Source organism: Mycobacterium sp. IDUB_24, assembly GCF_055419385.1.
In genome coordinates, this window is sequence record NZ_JBVAXO010000006.1 from 367,601 (window position 1) to 386,430 (window position 18,830).

General features: G+C 66.5%; 18 protein-coding genes. 13 read left to right on the forward strand and 5 right to left on the reverse strand.

Features of this window, described 5'->3' with window-relative positions:
- The first annotated feature begins 85 nt into the window (after positions 1–85).
- Positions 86–1,459 (forward strand): alpha/beta hydrolase, encoded by a 1,374-nt coding sequence (locus ACZYZF_RS22075; RefSeq protein ID WP_463836822.1) that lies wholly within the window; start codon positions 86–88, stop codon positions 1,457–1,459.
- A gap of 75 nt (positions 1,460–1,534) precedes the next feature.
- Here ACZYZF_RS22075 and ACZYZF_RS22080 read toward each other — a convergent pair whose 3' ends face one another.
- Entirely contained in the window at positions 1,535–2,986 is a 1,452-nt protein-coding gene (locus tag ACZYZF_RS22080; RefSeq protein WP_463836878.1) for an LLM class flavin-dependent oxidoreductase, read from the reverse strand.
- 144 nt (positions 2,987–3,130) lie between these two features.
- On the opposite strand from ACZYZF_RS22080, the gene ACZYZF_RS22085 reads away from it, so the two are divergent.
- Positions 3,131–3,481: a DUF3349 domain-containing protein gene (locus tag ACZYZF_RS22085; RefSeq protein ID WP_463836823.1), complete on the forward strand. Its 351-nt coding sequence runs from the start codon at positions 3,131–3,133 to the stop codon at positions 3,479–3,481.
- A gap of 65 nt (positions 3,482–3,546) precedes the next feature.
- Here the strand turns inward: ACZYZF_RS22085 and ACZYZF_RS22090 are convergent, their stop codons facing one another.
- From ACZYZF_RS22090 to ACZYZF_RS22100, 3 genes are all read right to left on the reverse strand, one after another.
- Positions 3,547–4,596, reverse strand: coding sequence for an NAD(P)-dependent alcohol dehydrogenase (locus ACZYZF_RS22090; protein ID WP_463744299.1), 1,050 nt, complete (start codon positions 4,594–4,596; stop codon positions 3,547–3,549).
- Positions 4,597–4,756: 160 nt separating this feature from the next.
- On the reverse strand, positions 4,757–5,032 hold the full coding sequence (locus ACZYZF_RS22095) for a YciI family protein (protein ID WP_463744298.1): 276 nt from the start codon (positions 5,030–5,032) through the stop codon (positions 4,757–4,759).
- A 10-nt stretch (positions 5,033–5,042) separates the two neighbouring features.
- The gene (locus tag ACZYZF_RS22100) at positions 5,043–5,723 is read right to left on the reverse strand and encodes a TetR/AcrR family transcriptional regulator (protein ID WP_463836824.1); all 681 of its coding nucleotides are present in this window, start codon (positions 5,721–5,723) and stop codon (positions 5,043–5,045) included.
- Between the two features lie 224 nt (positions 5,724–5,947).
- Here ACZYZF_RS22100 and ACZYZF_RS22105 point away from each other — a divergent pair, with 224 nt between their 5' ends.
- Genes ACZYZF_RS22105 through ACZYZF_RS22155 form a run of 11 tightly spaced genes read left to right on the forward strand, consistent with a single transcriptional unit; the run spans position 5,948 to position 17,641 of the window.
- Positions 5,948–7,999, forward strand: coding sequence for a dipeptide ABC transporter ATP-binding protein (locus tag ACZYZF_RS22105; protein WP_463836825.1), 2,052 nt, complete (start codon positions 5,948–5,950; stop codon positions 7,997–7,999).
- Positions 7,999–8,868: an ABC transporter permease gene (locus tag ACZYZF_RS22110; protein ID WP_463836826.1), complete on the forward strand. Its 870-nt coding sequence runs from the start codon at positions 7,999–8,001 to the stop codon at positions 8,866–8,868. The genes ACZYZF_RS22105 and ACZYZF_RS22110 overlap by 1 nt, the downstream gene beginning before the upstream one ends.
- A 48-nt stretch (positions 8,869–8,916) precedes the next feature.
- Entirely contained in the window at positions 8,917–9,921 is a 1,005-nt protein-coding gene (locus ACZYZF_RS22115; RefSeq protein WP_463836827.1) for an ABC transporter permease, read from the forward strand.
- On the forward strand, positions 9,922–10,557 hold the full coding sequence (locus ACZYZF_RS22120) for a cysteine hydrolase family protein (protein ID WP_463744293.1): 636 nt from the start codon (positions 9,922–9,924) through the stop codon (positions 10,555–10,557).
- A complete protein-coding gene (locus tag ACZYZF_RS22125; protein ID WP_463836828.1) occupies positions 10,554–12,134 on the forward strand; it encodes an ABC transporter substrate-binding protein in 1,581 nt (526 codons plus the stop codon). Before ACZYZF_RS22120 ends, ACZYZF_RS22125 begins: the two co-directional genes overlap by 4 nt.
- Positions 12,134–12,985, forward strand: coding sequence for an N-acyl homoserine lactonase family protein (locus tag ACZYZF_RS22130; RefSeq protein WP_463836829.1), 852 nt, complete (start codon positions 12,134–12,136; stop codon positions 12,983–12,985). The genes ACZYZF_RS22125 and ACZYZF_RS22130 overlap by 1 nt, the downstream gene beginning before the upstream one ends.
- The gene (allB, locus tag ACZYZF_RS22135; RefSeq protein WP_463836830.1) at positions 12,978–14,279 is read left to right on the forward strand and encodes an allantoinase AllB; all 1,302 of its coding nucleotides are present in this window, start codon (positions 12,978–12,980) and stop codon (positions 14,277–14,279) included. The genes ACZYZF_RS22130 and allB overlap by 8 nt, the downstream gene beginning before the upstream one ends.
- A complete protein-coding gene (locus ACZYZF_RS22140) occupies positions 14,276–15,028 on the forward strand; it encodes an aspartate/glutamate racemase family protein (RefSeq protein ID WP_463836831.1) in 753 nt (250 codons plus the stop codon). The genes allB and ACZYZF_RS22140 overlap by 4 nt, the downstream gene beginning before the upstream one ends.
- Positions 15,029–15,081: 53 nt before the next feature.
- Positions 15,082–16,050: an allantoicase gene (locus tag ACZYZF_RS22145; RefSeq protein WP_463836832.1), complete on the forward strand. Its 969-nt coding sequence runs from the start codon at positions 15,082–15,084 to the stop codon at positions 16,048–16,050.
- Positions 16,047–16,580 carry a hypothetical protein gene (locus ACZYZF_RS22150; protein ID WP_463744287.1) on the forward strand — a complete coding sequence of 178 codons (534 nt, stop codon included), beginning with the start codon at positions 16,047–16,049 and terminating at the stop codon, positions 16,578–16,580. Before ACZYZF_RS22145 ends, ACZYZF_RS22150 begins: the two co-directional genes overlap by 4 nt.
- A complete protein-coding gene (locus ACZYZF_RS22155) occupies positions 16,577–17,641 on the forward strand; it encodes an isopenicillin N synthase family dioxygenase (RefSeq protein ID WP_463836833.1) in 1,065 nt (354 codons plus the stop codon). The genes ACZYZF_RS22150 and ACZYZF_RS22155 overlap by 4 nt, the downstream gene beginning before the upstream one ends.
- On the opposite strand, the gene ACZYZF_RS22160 is transcribed toward ACZYZF_RS22155, so the two are convergent.
- A complete protein-coding gene (locus ACZYZF_RS22160; RefSeq protein WP_463744285.1) occupies positions 17,634–18,707 on the reverse strand; it encodes an iron-siderophore ABC transporter substrate-binding protein in 1,074 nt (357 codons plus the stop codon). The genes ACZYZF_RS22155 and ACZYZF_RS22160 overlap by 8 nt on opposite strands.
- Positions 18,708–18,830: the final 123 nt, after the last annotated feature.

Here is an 18,830-nt window from a genome sequence, read left to right on the forward strand (position 1 = left end):
CACTCGCAAGATACCGCCGTTGCGCGGCCGGCCGCTCAGCGTTCGCCCAGTGAGCTGACAGCTGGCACTGATATCAAAAGAACCGATGCACCAGCTCATTGCGCAGATCTCGCTGATCCACGGCTGGTTCCCGGTAGTCGTCCAGCTGATCGCGGCACTGCTGCTGGGAGCCGCCGTGGGCTGGCGCACGCAACGCTGGCGCCGCCGGTTGTTGCCCGCACTGGTGGTCGTGGCGGCCGCATTGGCGGGTGTGACGTACTGGTACATCGATTCGATCGGGGTGGCGGGCAACGCCGGGCCGCTCGAGCTGTGGGTCTGGATCGCGTTGAGCGTGCTGGCCGTAGGCGTGGCGTTGCTGGGTTGGGTGAGTGCCCGATGGTGGCGGCGCACCGCGTCGGTGGCCGCTGTCGGGGTGTGCGGTCTGGCCTGTGGTCTGACGCTCAACATGTGGGTGGGGTATTTCCCGACCATGGACGCCATGTGGAAGCAGCTCACGGCGAGTCCGCTGCCGGGACAGACCGACCGGCTGACCGTGACGAAGATGCAACTGGCGCACTTTCAGCCCCCGAGTGGTGTTCTGGTGCCGGTGACCATCGATTCGCAGGCTTCCGGTTTCAGTCACCGCAGTGAACTCGTCTACCTTCCGCCGGCATGGTTCGCGAGCAGCCCGCCGCCGCAACTTCCGGCGGTCATGATGATCGGGTCACAACTGAACACCCCGGCCGACTGGCTGCGGGCAGGCAATGTGCTGGGCATCCTTGACGGGTTCGCGGCTGCGCACGGCGGTAATGCTCCGGTCTTCGTGTTCGTCGATGCCACCGGCTCATTCACCAACGACACCGAGTGCGTCAACGGCATCCGAGGCAATGCCGCCGACCACCTGACCAAGGATGTTGTCCCGTACCTGATCTCGAACTTCGGGGTGCGTGCTGATCGCGACGGTTGGGGGATTGCGGGCTGGTCGATGGGTGGCACGTGCGCGGTGGACCTCACGGTGATGCATCCCGACATGTTCCGGTCGTTCATCGACATCGCCGGTGATCTGCGCCCGAACGCGGGAGACAAGACACAGACGATCAACCGTCTGTTCGGCGGGGACGCCGATGCCTGGGCGGCGTACGACCCGGTCACCGTCATGCAACGGCACGGACCGTACTCCGATGTATCGGCCTGGTTCGAGGTGCCGCACCACGGTGGTGTAACCCATGACCCCACCGCCAATCCTGAGGCCCAAGACGTCGCCGCGACCACGTTGTGCGAGGCAGCCCGCGCCGCAGCGATCACGTGCTCGGTGCAGACCGCGCCCGGCCGCCACGACTGGGCGTTCGCCGCTAATGCGCTCGGTGCCGGGCTGCCGTGGTTGGCCGGGCAATTGGATACTCCGGGCGTGGAACAGACCGGACTGCCGCCATCGACGTTGGGTCCGCAACCCACGAACGTCCAGGCCGCTCCACGCTAGGAATCGCCGCGCGAGCAGACGCAAACCTGCCTGAAATCACCGGATTTGGGGCAGTTTTATGTCTGTTCGGCAATTCTACCGGCCACGGGCAGGCTGGGCGGCCGTCGAAGCCGAGGACGATGGCAGTGTCGACGGACGCTCGATGATCGTCGACTTCGGGCCTCCCACACGGTAACTGGCCCCTCGGTGCTCGTCGGCCAGGCGATCGCCTTGCCCCAGCAGCTTGTTGCGCAGGCTGCCGGGTGCGTACGCCGTCTGGTAGGCGCCGCGCTCGGTGAGGACCGGCACGACGTGCTCGATGAACTCTTCGAAGGAGCCAGGGGTGATCGCGTATGCCAGGTTGAAGCCGTCGACGTCGGTCTCGTCGACCCACTCCTGCAGGGTGTCGGCCACGTGCACGCCGGACCCGACGATGCGCGGTCCCATGCCGCCGATCTCACCCCACTCGGCGATATCGCGGACATTCCACTCACCGCCCTTGTCCGAGGCGGACTGAAAGGCCTTGACCGCGGACAGGATTGCATTGGAGTCGACATTGCCGATCGGCTCGTCGAGGCCGTACTGGGCCAGGTCCACGCCCATCCAACCGGACATGAACACCAGCGCACCCTCGGGATCGCCGTAGGCCAGGTACTCGGCGTGCCTGGCGTGGGCTTCTTCGTCGGTATCGGCGGTGACGATGGTGGTGAGGTTGAAGATCTTGGCCGAGTACGGATCCCGGCCGGCCAGCTCGAGTTCAGCGCGGATGGTGGAAACCGTCTCGCGTAGAAGTGCTTTGGTGGGGGCGGCGGTGAAGATGGCCTCGGCGTTCTCCGCGGCGAAACGCACCCCGCGCGGCGACGAGCCGGCCTGGTAGATGACGGGCGTGCGCTGCAGCGACGGTTCGGCCAGATGTACCCCCGGGACGCTGAAATGTGTTCCGGCATGGCCGATGTGGTGCACCTTTGCCGGATCGGTGAAGACGCCGCGTGCGGCATCGCGGACCACCGCGTCGTCCTCCCAGGAACCCTCCCACAACTTGTAGAGCACCTCGAGGTACTCGTCGGCGTGGTCGTAGCGCGCGTCGTGCGCGGGCTGGTCGGTCTGGCCCATGTTGCGCGCCGCGGCGGGAAGATACCCGGTGACGACGTTCCAGCCCACCCGGCCGTTGGTCAGATGGTCCAGCGTCGACATGCGCCTGGCGAACGGATACGGGTGCTCGAACCCGGTCCCGGTGGTGATGCCGAACCCCAGGTTCTCGGTGACCAGTGCCATTGCCGACACCAACAGCATCGGGTCACCGACCGGGATCTGCGCGGCCTGGCGGATCGCCGCTTCGTCGCTGGCCCCGTACACGTCGTAGGTGCCCAGCACGTCGGCGATGAACAGGCCGTCAAAACGCCCGCGTTCCAACAACTTCGCCAGCTCGGTCCAGTAGGTGATGTCTTTGTAGCGCCAGGACTGGTCCTCTGGATGACGCCACAAACCGGGCGACTGGTGGGCGACACAGTTCATGTCGAAGGCATTGAAGCGGATCACGCGGGTCACTGTGCCGAGGATGCCGGGCGGCCACCGGTCAGTCACCGGTTGCGCTCAGGGGGATTGTTTTGGCGGTGAATCAGGTATGAATGGCCACCCAACTGTCGGTTCCTCCAGTGGAGGGTTCGCGGGACAACCGCGTAACTTAGCCGGGTGTCCACAAAGTCGCTGCTGATCTCGGTCCTGAACTGGCTGCGGGCCGGCTACCCCGAAGGGGTCCCGGGCACCGATCGGGTGCCCCTGCTCGCGCTGCTGCGGGCCACCCCACTCACCGAGGAGCAGGTGGCCGAGGTGGTGCGCAATATCGCCGAGGCCGCAGCACCCGCCGACATCGACGATCCGATCGAGCGCGACGACATCGCGGAGTTCATCGCCGAGGTCGCCCACCACGACGCCGGACCGGAGAACGTTGCCCGGGTCGCGGCCAGACTGGCTGCCGCTGGCTGGCCCCTGGCCGGCGTCGACCTTGAGGCCGACGCCACCCCCGACACCGAGGGCCCATAACGCGTAACGCCGGGGGTTGCAGTCGCTGACGTGACTGCAACCCCCGGCGTTGACGTGGTTTTCGACTAGGCGCGCAGCGAGGCGGTGTCGATCACGAAGCGGTACCGCACGTCACTGGCCAGCACGCGCTCGTAGGCCTCGTTGATGTAATCCGGCTGGATGACCTCGATCTCCGGGGTCACGTCGTGCTCGGCGCAGAAGTCGAGCATTTCCTGGGTCTCCGGGATGCTGCCGATCATCGAACCGGACAGGTTGCGGCGGTAGGCGGCCAGCGGGAAGAACGGCACCACCAGCGGCTTCTCCGGCGCGCCCAGCTCGACCAGGGTGCCGTCGGTCTTGAGCAGGCCCAGGTAGGCGCCGAGGTCGAGATTGGCCGACACGGTGTTGAGAATCAGGTCGAAGCGGCCGGCCAGCTTGCTGAACGTGTCCGGGTCGCTGGTCGCGTAGTACTCGTCGGCGCCCAGGCGCAGGCCGTCTTCCATCTTCTTCAGCGACTGCGACAGCACGGTGACGTGCGCGCCCATCGCGTGCGCCAGCTTGACGCCCATGTGGCCCAGGCCGCCGAGACCGATCACGGCGATCTTCTTGCCCGGCCCGGCGTTCCAGTGCCGCAGCGGCGAGAACAGGGTGACGCCGGCGCACAGCAGGGGAGCGGCCTTGTCCAGCGGGATGCTGTCGGGGATGCGCAGGACATAGTTCTCGTCGACGACGATCGCGCCGCTGTAGCCGCCGTAGGTCGGGGTGCCGTCGCGACCGATCGCGTTGTAGGTGCCGATCATGCCGCCGCCGGTGCAGTACTGCTCCAGCCCGGCCTTGCAGTTGTCGCATTCGCGGCACGAGTCGACGAAACAGCCGACGCCGACATGGTCACCGACCTTGTACTTGGTCACCTCGGACCCGACCTCGGTCACCACGCCGGCGATCTCGTGGCCGGCCACGACGGGGTAGTTCGGGGTGCCCCACTCGGCCTTCACGGTGTGAATGTCGGAATGGCAGATGCCGGCGAAATGGATGTCGAATGCCACGTCATGCGGCCCTACCTCGCGGCGGGTGATGGTGGTCTTGGTCAGCGGTTCGGTCGCGGAGTTCGCGGCATAGGCATAAACAGTGCTCATCAAAGCCCTCTTTGCTCGTCGTCTTACTTGTCCCAGAAAAGGTTAGTCCGGTTAACTGACTACTGCCTGAGAGGCAGTCCAGGACTTGCAACGACGCCGGCGGCAGCAGTAATCCCGCTACCGCCTGTGACATAGATCCCGGATCGAGGCCGGGATGCGGTCACAGCCCAGGCGCGCGGACCGACCCGTTGAAGGACGTGCGCTCGCAGCGAATCAGCCCGGCCAAGGTGTAGGGATCGCGGGCGATCACGTCCTCGACCTCCTCCTCGGTGAGATCGCCGGTGATCAGCACGGCGCCCGTCGCCGACTCCAGACGCCCCGCCAGCAGGATGCGGCCTGCGGCCACTTCGTCCTTGAGCCACGCGACGTGGGCGGGGCGGGTCTGATCGACGACATCGAGGGGTTGCACATAGGTCGTGGTGAGCACGTGGAACATGCACAGCACCCTACGGGGCTGCGGACACGGTGCTCGTGTTGTGTCTGTCGATCACCTCGCGGCTACACGCCCGCAGAGCCGAGGCAGCATCGTCCGGAACACCCAGCACCCGCATACAGGCGTCCGCCACGTGGAACGGCATCTCGGAACGTTCCGGGCCGACCGGCATCGACCACACATTGACCAACGACTCGACGAGCCGGAACGGGAGGTCGGCGGCCGCTTCGTGAACGCCGGTCCGCCGGCTCAGCGCGCGACTCACAGTCAGATAGTGCAGTCGTAGCTGCTCCCGGTCCGACCAGAACGGTTCGAGCTTGGCTTCACGCAATTCGGGCAGGAGATACAGCGCACCGAGGTTCCACCGGCCCGACATCAGTTGCGCGCCGTCGAACGCCGCCAGTGCGTGCATGTGCTCTTCTGCGGTCAATGCGGGCTCGGTACCGAGCAGGCTCGGAATGAACTTGAGTGTCGGCGCAACGGTCTGCTCGAGGAGAGCGCACAGAATGTCGTCCTTGGTTTTGAAGTAGTGGTACAGGGAGGCCTGGCGGACGCCGACCGCCTCGGCGATCGCTCGGGTCGAAGTTCCCGCGTAGCCGGTTGTGGTGAACAATTCCCCTGCGGCGTCGAGGATTTCGTCACGAGCGGTGAGCCCCTGCCGACGCTGGGCGTGCACCCGTGGTCTTCCTGCCATAGGGCCCATGGTTGGCCCTTCGGCCACGAAGAGCCAGCGCAACGGGTACCGGTCACTCGATAGAAACGCGCGACACGTGGCAGTTACCGGGCCCGTCAATTCCTTAACACCTCATTAACGCCGGTGACACCAGATGACGCCGCCGCCGGTGAAAACTGTCGCTCGACAGGCTGCGGCACACGGTGGTGACGCGCAATCGCCAAATCGCTTCTGGGAGGCACACGATGGCTGAGGCCACGATCGACGTCACCCTTCCCGCGGACCTCGACAGGACAGACACCGCGGCGGACGACTCGGTGGTGCGTGCCGGGACAACGTCACTCCCACCGCCACAACCGATCGCGACCATCGACAACCTGCGCGTGACTTTCCGTCGCAACGGTCGCAACATCCACGCGCTGCGCGGGGTCTCCCTCGCCATCGCCCCGGGGGAGATAGTCGGCCTGGTCGGTGAATCTGGTTCCGGGAAAACAGTTCTGGGATTCACGATGCTCGGGCTGTTGCCCAAGACCGCCGAGATCGGCGGGGCGGTCCGAGTGGCGAACTCCGACATGGTGAGCGGCGGAACCAGGGCGTTGCGCAAGGTGCGCCGCCTCGACCTCGGTGCGGTGTTCCAGGATCCGATGACCTCGCTCAACCCGACCATGCGGATCGGCAAGCAGGTCGCGGAGGCCGCCGGCAGCGAGGACGAGGCACTGCGACTGCTCACCGCGGTCGGCATTCCGGAACCCAAGCGCCGGATGCGGGCATATCCGCACGAACTCTCCGGAGGATTGCGCCAGCGGGTGATGATCGCCATGGCGGTCGCCGGGGACCCCGAACTCGTCATCGCCGACGAACCGACCACCGCGCTCGATGTCACCGTTCAAGCCCAGGTGTTGCGGCTGTTGCAGCGGCTGCGCGACGAGATCGGTTGCAGCATCGTACTGATCACCCATGACCTGGGCGTAGCGGCGCAGATCTCCGACCGCATCGCGGTGCTCTACGCGGGTCGCATCGCCGAAATCGGCCCTGCCGCCGAGGTACTGGCCTGCCCCGCCCATCCCTACACCAAAGGACTGCTCGGCAGCCGGCTCACTCTGGATACCGCACGTGACCGGAAGCTCGCGGCGCTGCCCGGCGCGGTGCCCAGCCCGGCGTCGCCATTGCCCGGATGTGCGTTCGAGCCGCGGTGCGCAGCGGCAGTCGGCGACTGTGCCACATCGTTACCGGAGCCCGTTGTGGTTGCGCCACAACGAGTCAGCGCCTGCATCCGGCCGATACCGGACATCGCCGCGATGCCGGGCGCTTCGACGGCCGGCGCCGCGGGTCTGTTTCCGGCCAAGGAGCAGGGCAGCAGTGAGCAGCCGCCGGCCGTGGCGCTGGCCAACATCACCAAGACGTTCTCGGTGTCGCGGCGATGGCTCGATCGTTCGGCCGACAATCACGGAAAGCTGCACGCCCTGCGAGGCGTGACGATGCGTGTGCGCCAGGGAGAATCCGTGGCGCTGGTGGGCGAGAGTGGTTCGGGCAAGTCGACGCTGTTGCGGATCATCGCCGGGCTGGAAAGCCCGACCTCGGGCTCTGTCCAGGTCGCCGGCGGTCACCGTCCGCAAATGGTCTTCCAGGATGCGGGCGCTTCACTGACGCCCTGGTTGTCGGTGGGTGAGCTGATCGCAGAACGGCTGCGCGGCAGCAAGATGTCGGCGGCTCAGCGCCGAAACGCGGTGAGCGATGTGCTCGAACGGGTCGGCCTCCCGGCCGAGGTGGCCAGAGCACGCTCAGGGGAGCTGTCTGGCGGTCAGCGGCAACGGGTTTCCCTGGCGCGGGCGACTGTCGTGCCACCTTCGGTGCTGCTGTGTGACGAGCCGACCAGCGCGCTCGACGTGTCACTGGCCGCTTCGGTCCTCAACCTGATCGGGGATCTACGCCGCAGCCTGGACATGTCGGTCGTGTTCGTGACCCACGATCTGTCGGTTGCCCGGGTGGTCGCTGACCGGATCGCCGTGATGTATCTGGGCCGCATCGTCGAGATCGGACCCGCCGACCGTGTGATCGCCGACCCGGCGCATCCCTACACCCGGGCCCTCGTCGATGCGATCCCCGACCTCGGCCGCGAATCACGCGTGCTGTCCGGCGAACCCGCCAGCCCGCTGTCGCCCCCGGACGGCTGTGCTTTCCACCCCCGATGCCCGATCGCGATACCGGCATGCGGCGGTGACGAACTCGACGTCCGGCTGGAAGGCACACCGGGCAATCCCCATCTCGTGGCATGTATCGAAAGGCGGGCCGTCTGATGGCGATAGCGATCGCATTCCCCACGCCGGCCCGTGCCGGTACCCGACGCCGGATGTCATGGTCGTGGCCGCGGTCCACCGTTGTGAACTGGGCCGGATTCTCGATGGTGATCGTGCTGACCCTGCTCGTCGTCGCGGTCCCGCTGCTCGCCCCCCACGACCCGCTCACCCCGGTGGGTATGCCGCTGCAGGCTCCGGGCAAGAACGGCTTCCTGCTGGGCTCAGACAGCGTCGGCCGCGACATTCTGTCTCGGGTGCTCTACGGCGCACGTTCCAGCTGGTTCGCGGCACTGGTGGTGGTGGCGGTCGGCCTGGCGGTCGGCGGGCTGGTGGGCTTGATCGCCGGCACGGCGGGAGGCTGGATCGACTCGATGCTGATGCGCATCACGGATGCGTTCCTGTCACTGCCCGCGCCCGTGCTCGCGATCGCGGTTGTCGCCGCACTCGGGCCGAGTTTCGTGCACACACTGATCGCGGTGTCGATCGTCTGGTGGCCGTTCTACGCCAGGCTGGTACGGGGCGAGATCGCCCGCCTGGCCGCTCGACCTCACGTCGAGGCCGCAAAGCTGGCCGGCGTGAGCCGGTTCCGGCTCGCCACCCGGCACCTGCTGCCCGGCGCGCTGCCGAATGCCTTCGTCGCCGCCAGCCTGGACCTGGGCACCCTGATCCTCACCGTGGCCGCACTGTCGTTCCTCGGTCTGGGACAGTCGGCGCCGGCACCTGAGCTGGGTGCGGACTCGGCCCGCAATCTCAGTTATTTCCTGCAGCAGTGGTGGATTCCGGTGATGCCGGGTCTCGGTGTCCTGGTCCTCGCTCTCGTCGGGAACATCGCGGGGGATTGTCTGCGCAACCTGATGAAGAACCGTTGAGCGAGGAGTACGGCCGATGAGCGCTTGCGCGAAGAGAGGAGTACTTGGTTGAAGACTTTCGTGGCTTCCCGGGTGGGCGCGATGGTGGCGATCCTGGTCGCCCTTACCGGGGTGATGTTCGTGCTCCAGCACATCTCGCCGCTTGATCCGGTGAAAGCCCAGCTCGGCGCCCAGGCCTCGGCCCAAGCCGTCGCCGCCAGGCGCGAGGAACTCGGTTTGAACCAGCCGGTCCTCGTGCAGTTCTGGCACTATCTGACCAACGCCGTCACCGGCGACCTCGGAACGTCCTACCGCACCCGGCACCCGGTGTTGACGGACCTCGGCAGCTTTCTCCCTGCCACATTGGAACTGGCGATCTTCGGGATCGTGATCGCGCTGGCGCTGGCGGCCCTGCTGGCGTTCGGCACCACGTTGAAATGGCCCGGTGCACAGGTGCTCCGGGCAATCCTGTTCACCGGGGCCGCGGCGCCGATGTTCCTGCTCGGCATCCTCGGGCTGATCGTGTTCTACCAGAACCTGGGTTGGGTTCCCGCCAACGGCCGGATCGCCGTGCCGAACCCGCCCACCGGGCCGACCGGTCTGCTGACGGTCGACGGACTCGTTCACGGCCGGTTCGACGTGGTGGCCGACGCGGTGCACCACCTGATGCTGCCGGCGGTCGTGATCGCCATCGGGCCGGCCGTAGCGATCGGGCGGGTGTTGCGCAGCAGCCTCATGACCGACATCGACAGTGACTACGCACGCACTGCCCGCGCCAAAGGTCTGTCGGAGGGAAAGATCATGACGCGCCACGTGCTGCGCAACTCCGTGGGATCGGCGTTATCGATGACCGGACTGCAAGTGGGCCTGATGTTTTCGGGCGTGCTGGTGGTCGAGCAGGTGTTCGGATGGCCGGGTATCGGCCAGTACATCGCCCAGAGCATCCCGGTCGCCGACTTCCCGGCCATCGCGGGCGTGACCCTGATGTTGGGTGCGCTCTATGTAGTCATCAACACCGCCGTGGACCTACTCCAGGCGGCAGCAGATCCCCGTATCGCAGTCATAGGAGGTTAGGTGCCCAAACAGCCACTCATCGTGGGGAATCCAGTTCTTGTCGTGGTCGACATACAGGAAGGCGGGGCGATGTCGGCCGAGGATGCCGGGATTCCGGTGATGTCCGGTCACGCCGAGCGCGTCGCCGTCGCGGAAAAGCTGCTCGCCGCGGCGCGTGCGGCGGGCGTGCCGGTCGTGTTCTTCCAGGAGGTCCACCGGCCCAGCGGAATCGACTTCGGGCGTGAGCTCGACGGTACCGAGGGTGTTCACTGTGTCGAGGGGCAGCCCGGTACCGACCTGGAACCGACCCTGCGGCCACTGCCCGACGAGTTCCACATCGTGAAGCGGCGCTACTCCGGTTTCATCGGAACGGATTTCGAGATCGTGCTGTCCGGCCTCAAGGCGTCGACACTCATCCTCATCGGCGGACTCACCGACGTGTGTGTGCATTACACCTTCGCCGACGCCCACCAGCGCGACTTCTACGTCCGCGTCGTGACCGACTGCGTCGGTGGGTCGTCGCAGTATCGGCACGACGCCGCGCTCGATGCCATGGAGTACCTGCAGACCGGTGCGGTGCGAACCTCCGACGAGATCCTCGCCGCCTTCTCCGAACTCACCACGTCCCCGTCTGTTCTCGAAGGAGCTGCCCGATGATCAAGCGATGGAAGACCATGGCCGCCGTGAGTGCGGTGGCAGCGTTGACGCTGAGCGCCTGCGGCGGTGCGGATTCGGGAAGCAGCACGCCGAGTGCGGCGCCGACCGACAAGGTGCTGCATCTGTCGTTCCTGCAGGACCCCGGCCAGCCGCCAGACCCGGACATCTACTACGCCGGCCAGGGTCTGCTGCTGACCACCAATACCTACGAGGGGCTGCTGCAGTACAAGGCCGGCACCGACAAGCCCGAACTCGAACCGTTACTGGCCACCGAGTGGAAAGCGTCGCCGGACAACAAGGTGTTCGATTTCAAACTGCGCCAAGGCGTGAAGTTCCATGACGGCACCCCGTTCACCGCGGAGGCCGTCAAGGCATCCTTCGATCGCCGCCTGGCCGTCGACCAAGGCCCGTCCTACATGGTCAAAGACGTGGAATCAGTTACCGCACACGGTGATTACGATGTCACCATCACCCTGAAGGCCCCCAACGCGGCCTTTCTCGACTATCTCGCGTGCGCATACGGGCCCAGGATGCTGAGTCCTGCGGGCCTGCAGCAGAATGCGGGAGCCGATCATGCGCAGAGCTACCTGACCAGCCACGACCTTGGGACCGGCCCGTACACACTCACCGCGGCCGATGTGGGATCCCGTTATGCGCTGGCGGCATTCCCGGAGTACTGGGGACCCAAGCCGTACTTCGAGAAGGTCGAGATGCCGGTGATCACCGACGTATCGGCGCAGCAACTCCAGTTCAACAACGGGCAACTCGCCGCCATCCTGCATGATCTGCCCTCGTCGGCGGTCCAGTCCTATCTGGACAACAAGGCATTCACCAACTATTCGCTGCCGACCATGATGTCCAACTACCTCTACGTGAACCCGCACAAGGGCATGATGACCGACGCCCGGAACCGCACCGCGGTCCTCCAGGCAATCAACGTCGACGAGCTCGTCAAGCAGACGTACTTCGGACGGGGAGATGTGGCGGGACAGATCTATCCGCCCAACATGATGGCCTCGGACTTCGCCAAACAGGCAGTGGCTCACGATCCATCGGTGCTCACCGGCATCGCCGGGGGACTGTCCGCCGACCAGAAGGCCATCACGATCGGCTACGACTCGAGCAACCCTGACAATCAACTGGTCAGCAATCTGCTGCAGACCCAGCTTGCCGCAGCAGGACTGACGGCGAAGGTACAGGCCTACCCGACCTCGGAGATCTACGGCTGGGTCGGCACCGACGGTCAATCCGCTCCGGAGATCTTCACCGCCCTGGCCTGGCCTGACGCTCCGTCCCCGTACACCTGGGGTCACATCTCGTGGGACCCCGACGGCGGCCTGAACTACCTGGGCTGCTCGGCACCGCCGGTCACCGACGCACTGGCAACCGGCCTGCCCACCGGGGATTCCGCCGTGTTCTCGCGGGCCGGACTGGAAGCCGTCAAGACCGGCTGCTGGCTCAACATCGCCGACGTCAACGACTTCGTGGTGGCCCAGCCGTGGCTCAAGGGTGTCGAACAGTCGCACGTGGTGACCAACCCGAACTCGCTGCGGCTCGCCGCGCTGTCGGTGGGCTGATGGCGACGCTGATCCGCAAAAGCGGAGTCCGCCACATCATCCTGCTCACACTGGGCTGGGAGGAACTGCCCAAATCGGTATCGGTGTACGGGGCGCCGGCCGGCCAGCGCATGCGCGAACCCGTTCCGGGAGTGCTGCTTCAGACCGACGGGGGCTGGGTGCTGCTCGACACGGGGTTCAACACCGCCCTGGTGCGTGACCCGGCGTTGTATCGGCGGTTCTTCCCGACAGTGGAGTATCGGCCGGTGCTGCCCGGTCCGGGCGAACCGATCGAACAGCGGCTCGCCGAGGTCGGCGTCGCATTTGACGACATCCGTACCGTCGCGGTGAGTCACCTGCACCACGACCATGCCGGTGGACTCAAATTGTTCGCCGGCAAGGTTCCGGTGCATGCCCAGCGCCGCGAGCTCGACTACGGTCTGTCGAATCACCCAGAGCCGGAACGGAATGCGATCGTCCGAGTTGACTTCGACGATCCGAACATCGAATGGCGACTGGCCGACGGTGAGGCCACCATCGCGCCCGGAATCACCGCGATCCCGACGTACGGACACACTCCCGGACATCAGAGTTTCGCGGTGGAGCTCGATGAGTCCGTGGGCGGTGGCGGATTCGTGTTCGCGTTCGACGCAGCAGATCTGACGGAGAACATCGAGCATGAGCTCCCGATCGGCGGGTTCATCGACGTCGAGCCGGAGGAAACGGTCGAGCCGATCCGCAAGCTCAAGAAGCTGGCGCGCGACAAGGGGTATCAATTGATACCCGGTCACGACCCGGAGGTGTGGCCCGGACTCACCGATCACTTTCACGAGCGCTTCGGGCCGGTGACTTCGGGAACACACCATGGCTGATCTGGTGATCCGAGCCGAGCGGGTGCTTCTCGACGGTCAGCTACGGCCGGCGTCGCTGGTGATCGACGGTGGCACCATCACCGGTATCGGTGCGGTCGACGCTCACGTGCCGGCAGACGACCACGTGAAGATCCCATCGCATGCCGTGCTGTTACCCGGTTTCGTCGACACCCACGTGCACGTCAACGACCCCGGCACCGACTGGGAGAGTTTCGGCACGGCAACGGCAGCGGCGGCTGCTGCCGGCATCACGACCATCGTCGACATGCCGCTCGATTGCAGTCCGGTGACCACGAGCGTCGCGGCACTGCGTACCAAACAGGCCGCCGCCCACGGGAACTGCCGTGTCGACGTCGCGTTCTGGGCGGGGGTGGTTCCGGAGAATCTCGGTGAGCTGGAAGCGTTGGCGGCATCGGGCGTGCGTGGGTTCAAGTGCTTTCTCGCCGATTCCGGCAACCCTGACTTCGGATACCTGACTCCCGCCCAGTTCCGTACCGCCATGAGCCGCATCGCCGAACTCGACTCGGTGCTGTTGGTGCATGCCGAGAGTCACCACGTGATCGCGGGCAGTGCACCGCCGCGAGGGCGACGCTATGCGTCGTTCCTGCGGTCCCGCCCCGACGCCGCCGAAGAGGATGCGGTGCGGCTCGTGATCGACACGGCGGCGGCGAGCGGTGCACGTGCCCACGTCGTGCATGTGTCCAGCGTGAACGTGCTTCCGATGCTGGCCGATGCCAGACGGTCGGGCGTTTCGGTGACAGCCGAGACGTGTCCGCACTACCTGACGTTCGCAGCGGAGACGATCCCCGACGGCGGCACAGAATTCGCCGCATGTCCGCCCGTCCGGGACGCCGGGAACCGTGACGGACTGTGGGAGGGACTGCTGGACGGGACGCTCGACATGGTGGTCTCCGACCACTCGCCGTGCGCTCCGAAGCTGAAGGCGGACGGGGATTTCGGTAGCGCCTTCGGAGGTGTCAGCTCACTGCAGGTCGGTCCGGGCGCGGTGTGGGCACATGCGGCGCAGCGCGGATTCGGACTGCCCGATCTGAGTCGCTGGATGGCGCAGCAGCCTGCGGCGCTGGCTGGTCTCACCGACCGGGGACGCATCGCGACGGGGCTGAGGGCCGACCTGTGTGCCTTCGACCCTGACGCCGAAACGCGCGTGCACACCGACGATCTGCACCACCGCCACCGGGTGAGCCCATACGCAGGGATGACGATCCGGGGTGCGGCGGTGCAAACCTGGGTATCCGGCGTTGCCGTGTCGGAGGCGGTGGGGCAACCGGCATGAGGATTCTGGTACTCAATCCCAACACCTCGGGGTCGATGACCGCCGAGATCGCCACAGCGGCCACCGCGGCGGCGCAAGATGGCACCGAGATCGTCTGCTTGGCACCGCTTTTCGGCAGCGCGGCGATCGACTCGGCTGCCGAGAGCTACCTGGCTGCAGTCGGCATGATGGACCTGGTCGCCAGGCTGACCGAAGCGGGTGAATTCGATTTCGACGCTGTTGTGGTGGCCGGATTCGGTGAGCACGGCAGGGATGCGCTCGCCGAAATGCTGACCGTGCCGGTATTCGACATCGCCGAATGTTCAGCCCACATCGCCCACTTGATCGGCAGGAGGTTCTCGGTGGTGACCACACTGGCCCGATCCATCGCGCCCATCGAGGATCGGCTGCAGCTCGCCGGGCTCGCCGCGCACTGCAGCTCGGTACGGGCGTGCGGCCTGGACACCGCCACCGTCGATGCCGATCCCGAAGGTGCGATCCAGGCCATCATGGAGGAGGCGGCGCGAGCGGTCACCGAAGACGGTGCCGACGTGATCTGCCTGGGGTGTGCAGGGATGTCCGGGATCGTCGACGCGGTCGCCGCCAAACTGGGCGTGCCGGTCATCGACGGAGTGGCCGCCGCCGTCAGTCTCGCTCAGGCCGTCGTCGGTCTCGGGTTGTCGACCAGCAAGGCGGGGGTGTACGCACCGGGCCCGGACAACCCGCGCAGCCCCTGGCCGATCTCGCCCGCTCTGGGGCGGCACGGATGATTCCCCCGGTACCCGGAGTGGACCTTGCCTCTCGAGTCGTCGGAGGAAGTGTGGTGGCCGCCAGCGACGAATCATTCGGCTTCAAGGAGCGACTGGTCGATCCGGCCGAGCCGGCGTTCGTGCCGGGTACCTACGACCTGCGAGGTGAGGTCGTGGACGGCTGGGAGACCCGCCGTCACGCCGGGCCCGGTGGCGACTGGGCCATCGTCCGGCTGGGTGCGCCCGGGCGCCTTCGGACGATCGACGTTGACACCAGGTCGTTCTCGGGCAACCATCCTCAGGCCTGCCGGCTGGACGCGGCCGTGCTCGCTCCCGACGCGGATGCGACGAGTCCGTCCGTCAAATGGACCACCGTGGTGGAAACCACTGTGCTGAAGCCAGATTCGAACAACGTGATGACGGTGTCCGATGGCCGTCGCTGGACGCACGTGCGGCTGTCGCTGACCACCGATGGCGGTGTCGCCCGGTTGCGGGTGTTCGGTGACGTGATCCCCGATCCGGCACTGTGGTCCGACGTCACCGTCGAGGTATCCGGATTGGAACAGGGTGGACGCGTCGAGTGGTGCAGCGACGCTTTCTATTCCGATGCGCGCGCGCTCGTCGCACCCCACCGGCCACGCCACATGGGCGATGGCTGGGAAACACGCAGACGCCGCGATATCGGTCCGGACACCCATGACGCGGTGGTCATCTCGTTCACGGTGCCGACCGATGTGAAGCGAATCGAGATCGACACGTCCTGCTTCGTGTTCAATGCCTCCCGGGAGGTGGCGGTACTCGGTGCCCGTGTCCAACCGTCCGTCGAACAGGGCTGGGCAGCAGTACCGTTCGACATCCCGGTGCTGGGGCGCAGGCACCTGGCCGCCGACGCCCGGCAGGTGTTCATCGTCGACGCCCGGGCCGTCACCGCGATACGCGTGAACGCCTATCCGGACGGTGGTATCGCCAGGGTGCGGGCCCTGGGCACACCGACCGGCAAAGGGCTGCAGCAGCTCCGGGATCTGTGGGAGGAATGTTCGTGAATCAGGTCATGGCCTCGGAATGTGCCGGACTGTGGCAGCGCACCTTGCTGATCGAAGCCGACGGGTCACGCGACACGGACAGCGGCGTCGCGTGGCTGCAGGCCGGCAGTGCTTACGTCGACTCCCGTGGCTTCGGTGGTGAGCTGATCCAGCGCGGCACCGTCTTCATCTGGCGGCGCGACGTCGAACTCCAACCTTCGGGCCCGGTCCCGGACGAGGGTGAGATGCGTTGGGATGGAAACACCCTGATCGAGACCGGGGTGCACGAGGACTACGTCGAACACTGGGTACGCGATCCAGGGCCGACGGCCCCGCACGGTGGGCTCTTCCTACGGGGGCCTGACGACAGCCTGGCCGTCCTGGTGCGCGTCGGGCCGACCTTCGGCTGGCTGGGCGGTGGCGATGTGGTGATCGACTCGGTGGGTGGCCCACAGTGGGCTGCGCTGGCAATCGATCTGGAAGGCAAGGAGATTCAGGCCAACGGCGTGCGCTGGGTCGTGGAACGAACCGAAGGGACAGTGGGACTGTGAGTGGCAATGCATCATCGTTGGCGGCCTTCAGCGCCGTGCCGGTCATCGACATCAGCGGGCTGCGGTCGGACCGCTACGACGAGCGGGAGCGAGTGGCGGCCGAGATCGGCGCCGCGGCGCGCGAGGTCGGCTTCTTCTACATCAGCGGCTCCGGGGTCGACGAGGCGGTGTTCGAGCGGATGCTCACCGCCACAAAGGGATTCTTCGCGCTGCCGCACGAGGACAAGATGCGCAGCTACATCGGATACTCACGCTGTCACCGCGGTTACGTCCCAGTGGGGGAGGAAGGCCTCGAATCCGACAGCCCGCCCGATCTGAAGGAAGCCTTCGACACCGCACTGGACCTGCCGGCCGACGACCCGGACCATCTGGCCGGCAACCCGATGCTGGGACCCAACACGTGGCCCGACCTACCCGGATTCGCCGAGGCGGTGACCTCCTACTACCAGGCCGTGATCGACGTGGGCCGCCAATTGCTGTGGGCGTTCGCGGTGGCGCTGGGGGAGGACCCCGAGGTGTTCTCCCGCCACGCCACCAAGACACCCAGCCAGTTGCGGTTGATGCACTACCCGTACAACGCGGACGCGCAGGACGGACAGGGCATCGGCGCGCACACCGACTACGAGTGCTTCACCTTGCTCAAGCCCACGGCGCCAGGCCTGGAGGTACTCAACGGCGCCGGCGAGTGGATCGACGTGCCGCCGGTGGAAGGCACATTCGTCGTCAACATCGGGGATCTGCTCGAACTGTGGACCAACGGGGCGTTCGTGGCCACGAGCCACCGGGTGCGCCGCGTGGCGCAGGAGCGCTACTCATTCCCGCTGTTCTTCAATGTCGATTACCACACGGAGGTGAAACCACTGCCGCGGTTCGTCAGCGGTGACGGGGCGCAGCGCCCGGCGCTGCGAGCCGGCGAGCACCTGTTCGCCCAGACCGCGCAGACCTTCACGTATCTGCGTCGGCGCATGCAGGCCGGGGACCTGGTGCTGCCCGACGGGGCGCTGGCCACCGGCCAATTCGGCCAGCAGGCCGTGCACGGGGTCGACGGAAGGATCAGTTGATCGGTGCGTTGACCCAGCGCAGGTCATCGAGGATGCCGCGGGCGGCCACGATGTTCTGCCCGGTCTGCCACACCTCGTTGTTCACCACGAACACCCGGTTGTCCTTGGCCGCGGACAAGGCCCGCCAGGCCGGGCTCTGGAGGATCTTCGGCGCGTTGTCCCGCGCTGCTGCGGACGCGAACGAGACGTAGACGATGTCTGCGTCCGCGCTGCGGTAGTCGGCGTCGGTGGTGCCGAGCTCTTCGTAGGGTTTGTCGGTGAATCGTTGCGCGGCAGGGCGATCCAATCCCACCGCAGCGAGCACGCTGCCCGGGAAAGTGTCGGCCCCGTACACCCGGACGGTGTTTTCGGTCAGCTGAACCACCGAAGCCTGGAAATGCGGGGCGTCGTTCTTCGCGCCGGTGTCGCGGGCGGCGTCGTCGAACTTCGCGATCAGGTCGGCCGCGGCGTCCTTGCGGCCCGTCGCCTCACCCACCGCCCGCAATGTGTCACGCCAGCCGGCACCGGGCGCACCGGTGAACACCGTCGGGGCGATCGCCGACAGTGCGCCGAAGGATGCCGGAGTCAGCGCCGCCGAACCCAGGATCAACTCCGGGTTGGCTGCCTTGACGGCATCCAGGTCCGGTGCGCCCCGACTGCCGGCCGGAGCCACTCCGTGCACGACCCCACCGAGATAGGAGGGTTGCTCGGACAAACCATCCGGAAGCGCGGCCGCGACGATCCGGGACTGCAGGCCCAGCGCACACAATGCGTCCAGTTGGTCGCCGGACAGTGCAACGATGCGCTGCGGATCGCCGCGCACCTCGGTGGACTCCGGAACATCGGCACCGTCGGCGCGTGCGTTGCGGACCTCGCGCGCCGACTGATCGGCGGCGGCGGGCTCGGCCGCACAGGATTCGTCGGGCTTGCGCTGATTACCCAACACGCCGGAATCGGCGATCTTGGTGACGCTGGTGGAGATCGACGTCTGCGACTGCGGCGTCTGCTCCGCCGAACCGCATCCACTGGCAAGTGTTGCAGCCGCGGCGATCACCGCGACTGCGGCGCGGGGTCGGTTCATCAGCACCGGCCGACCGTAACATTCACAGCTTTTGTCGCTGGTCAGGGCCTCGCCGTCGAAAGTGGTGACTCCAGGGCGCGACTCAGTACGACGGTTTGTAGGACCCACGGGCGCACAAGCCGTCGGGAG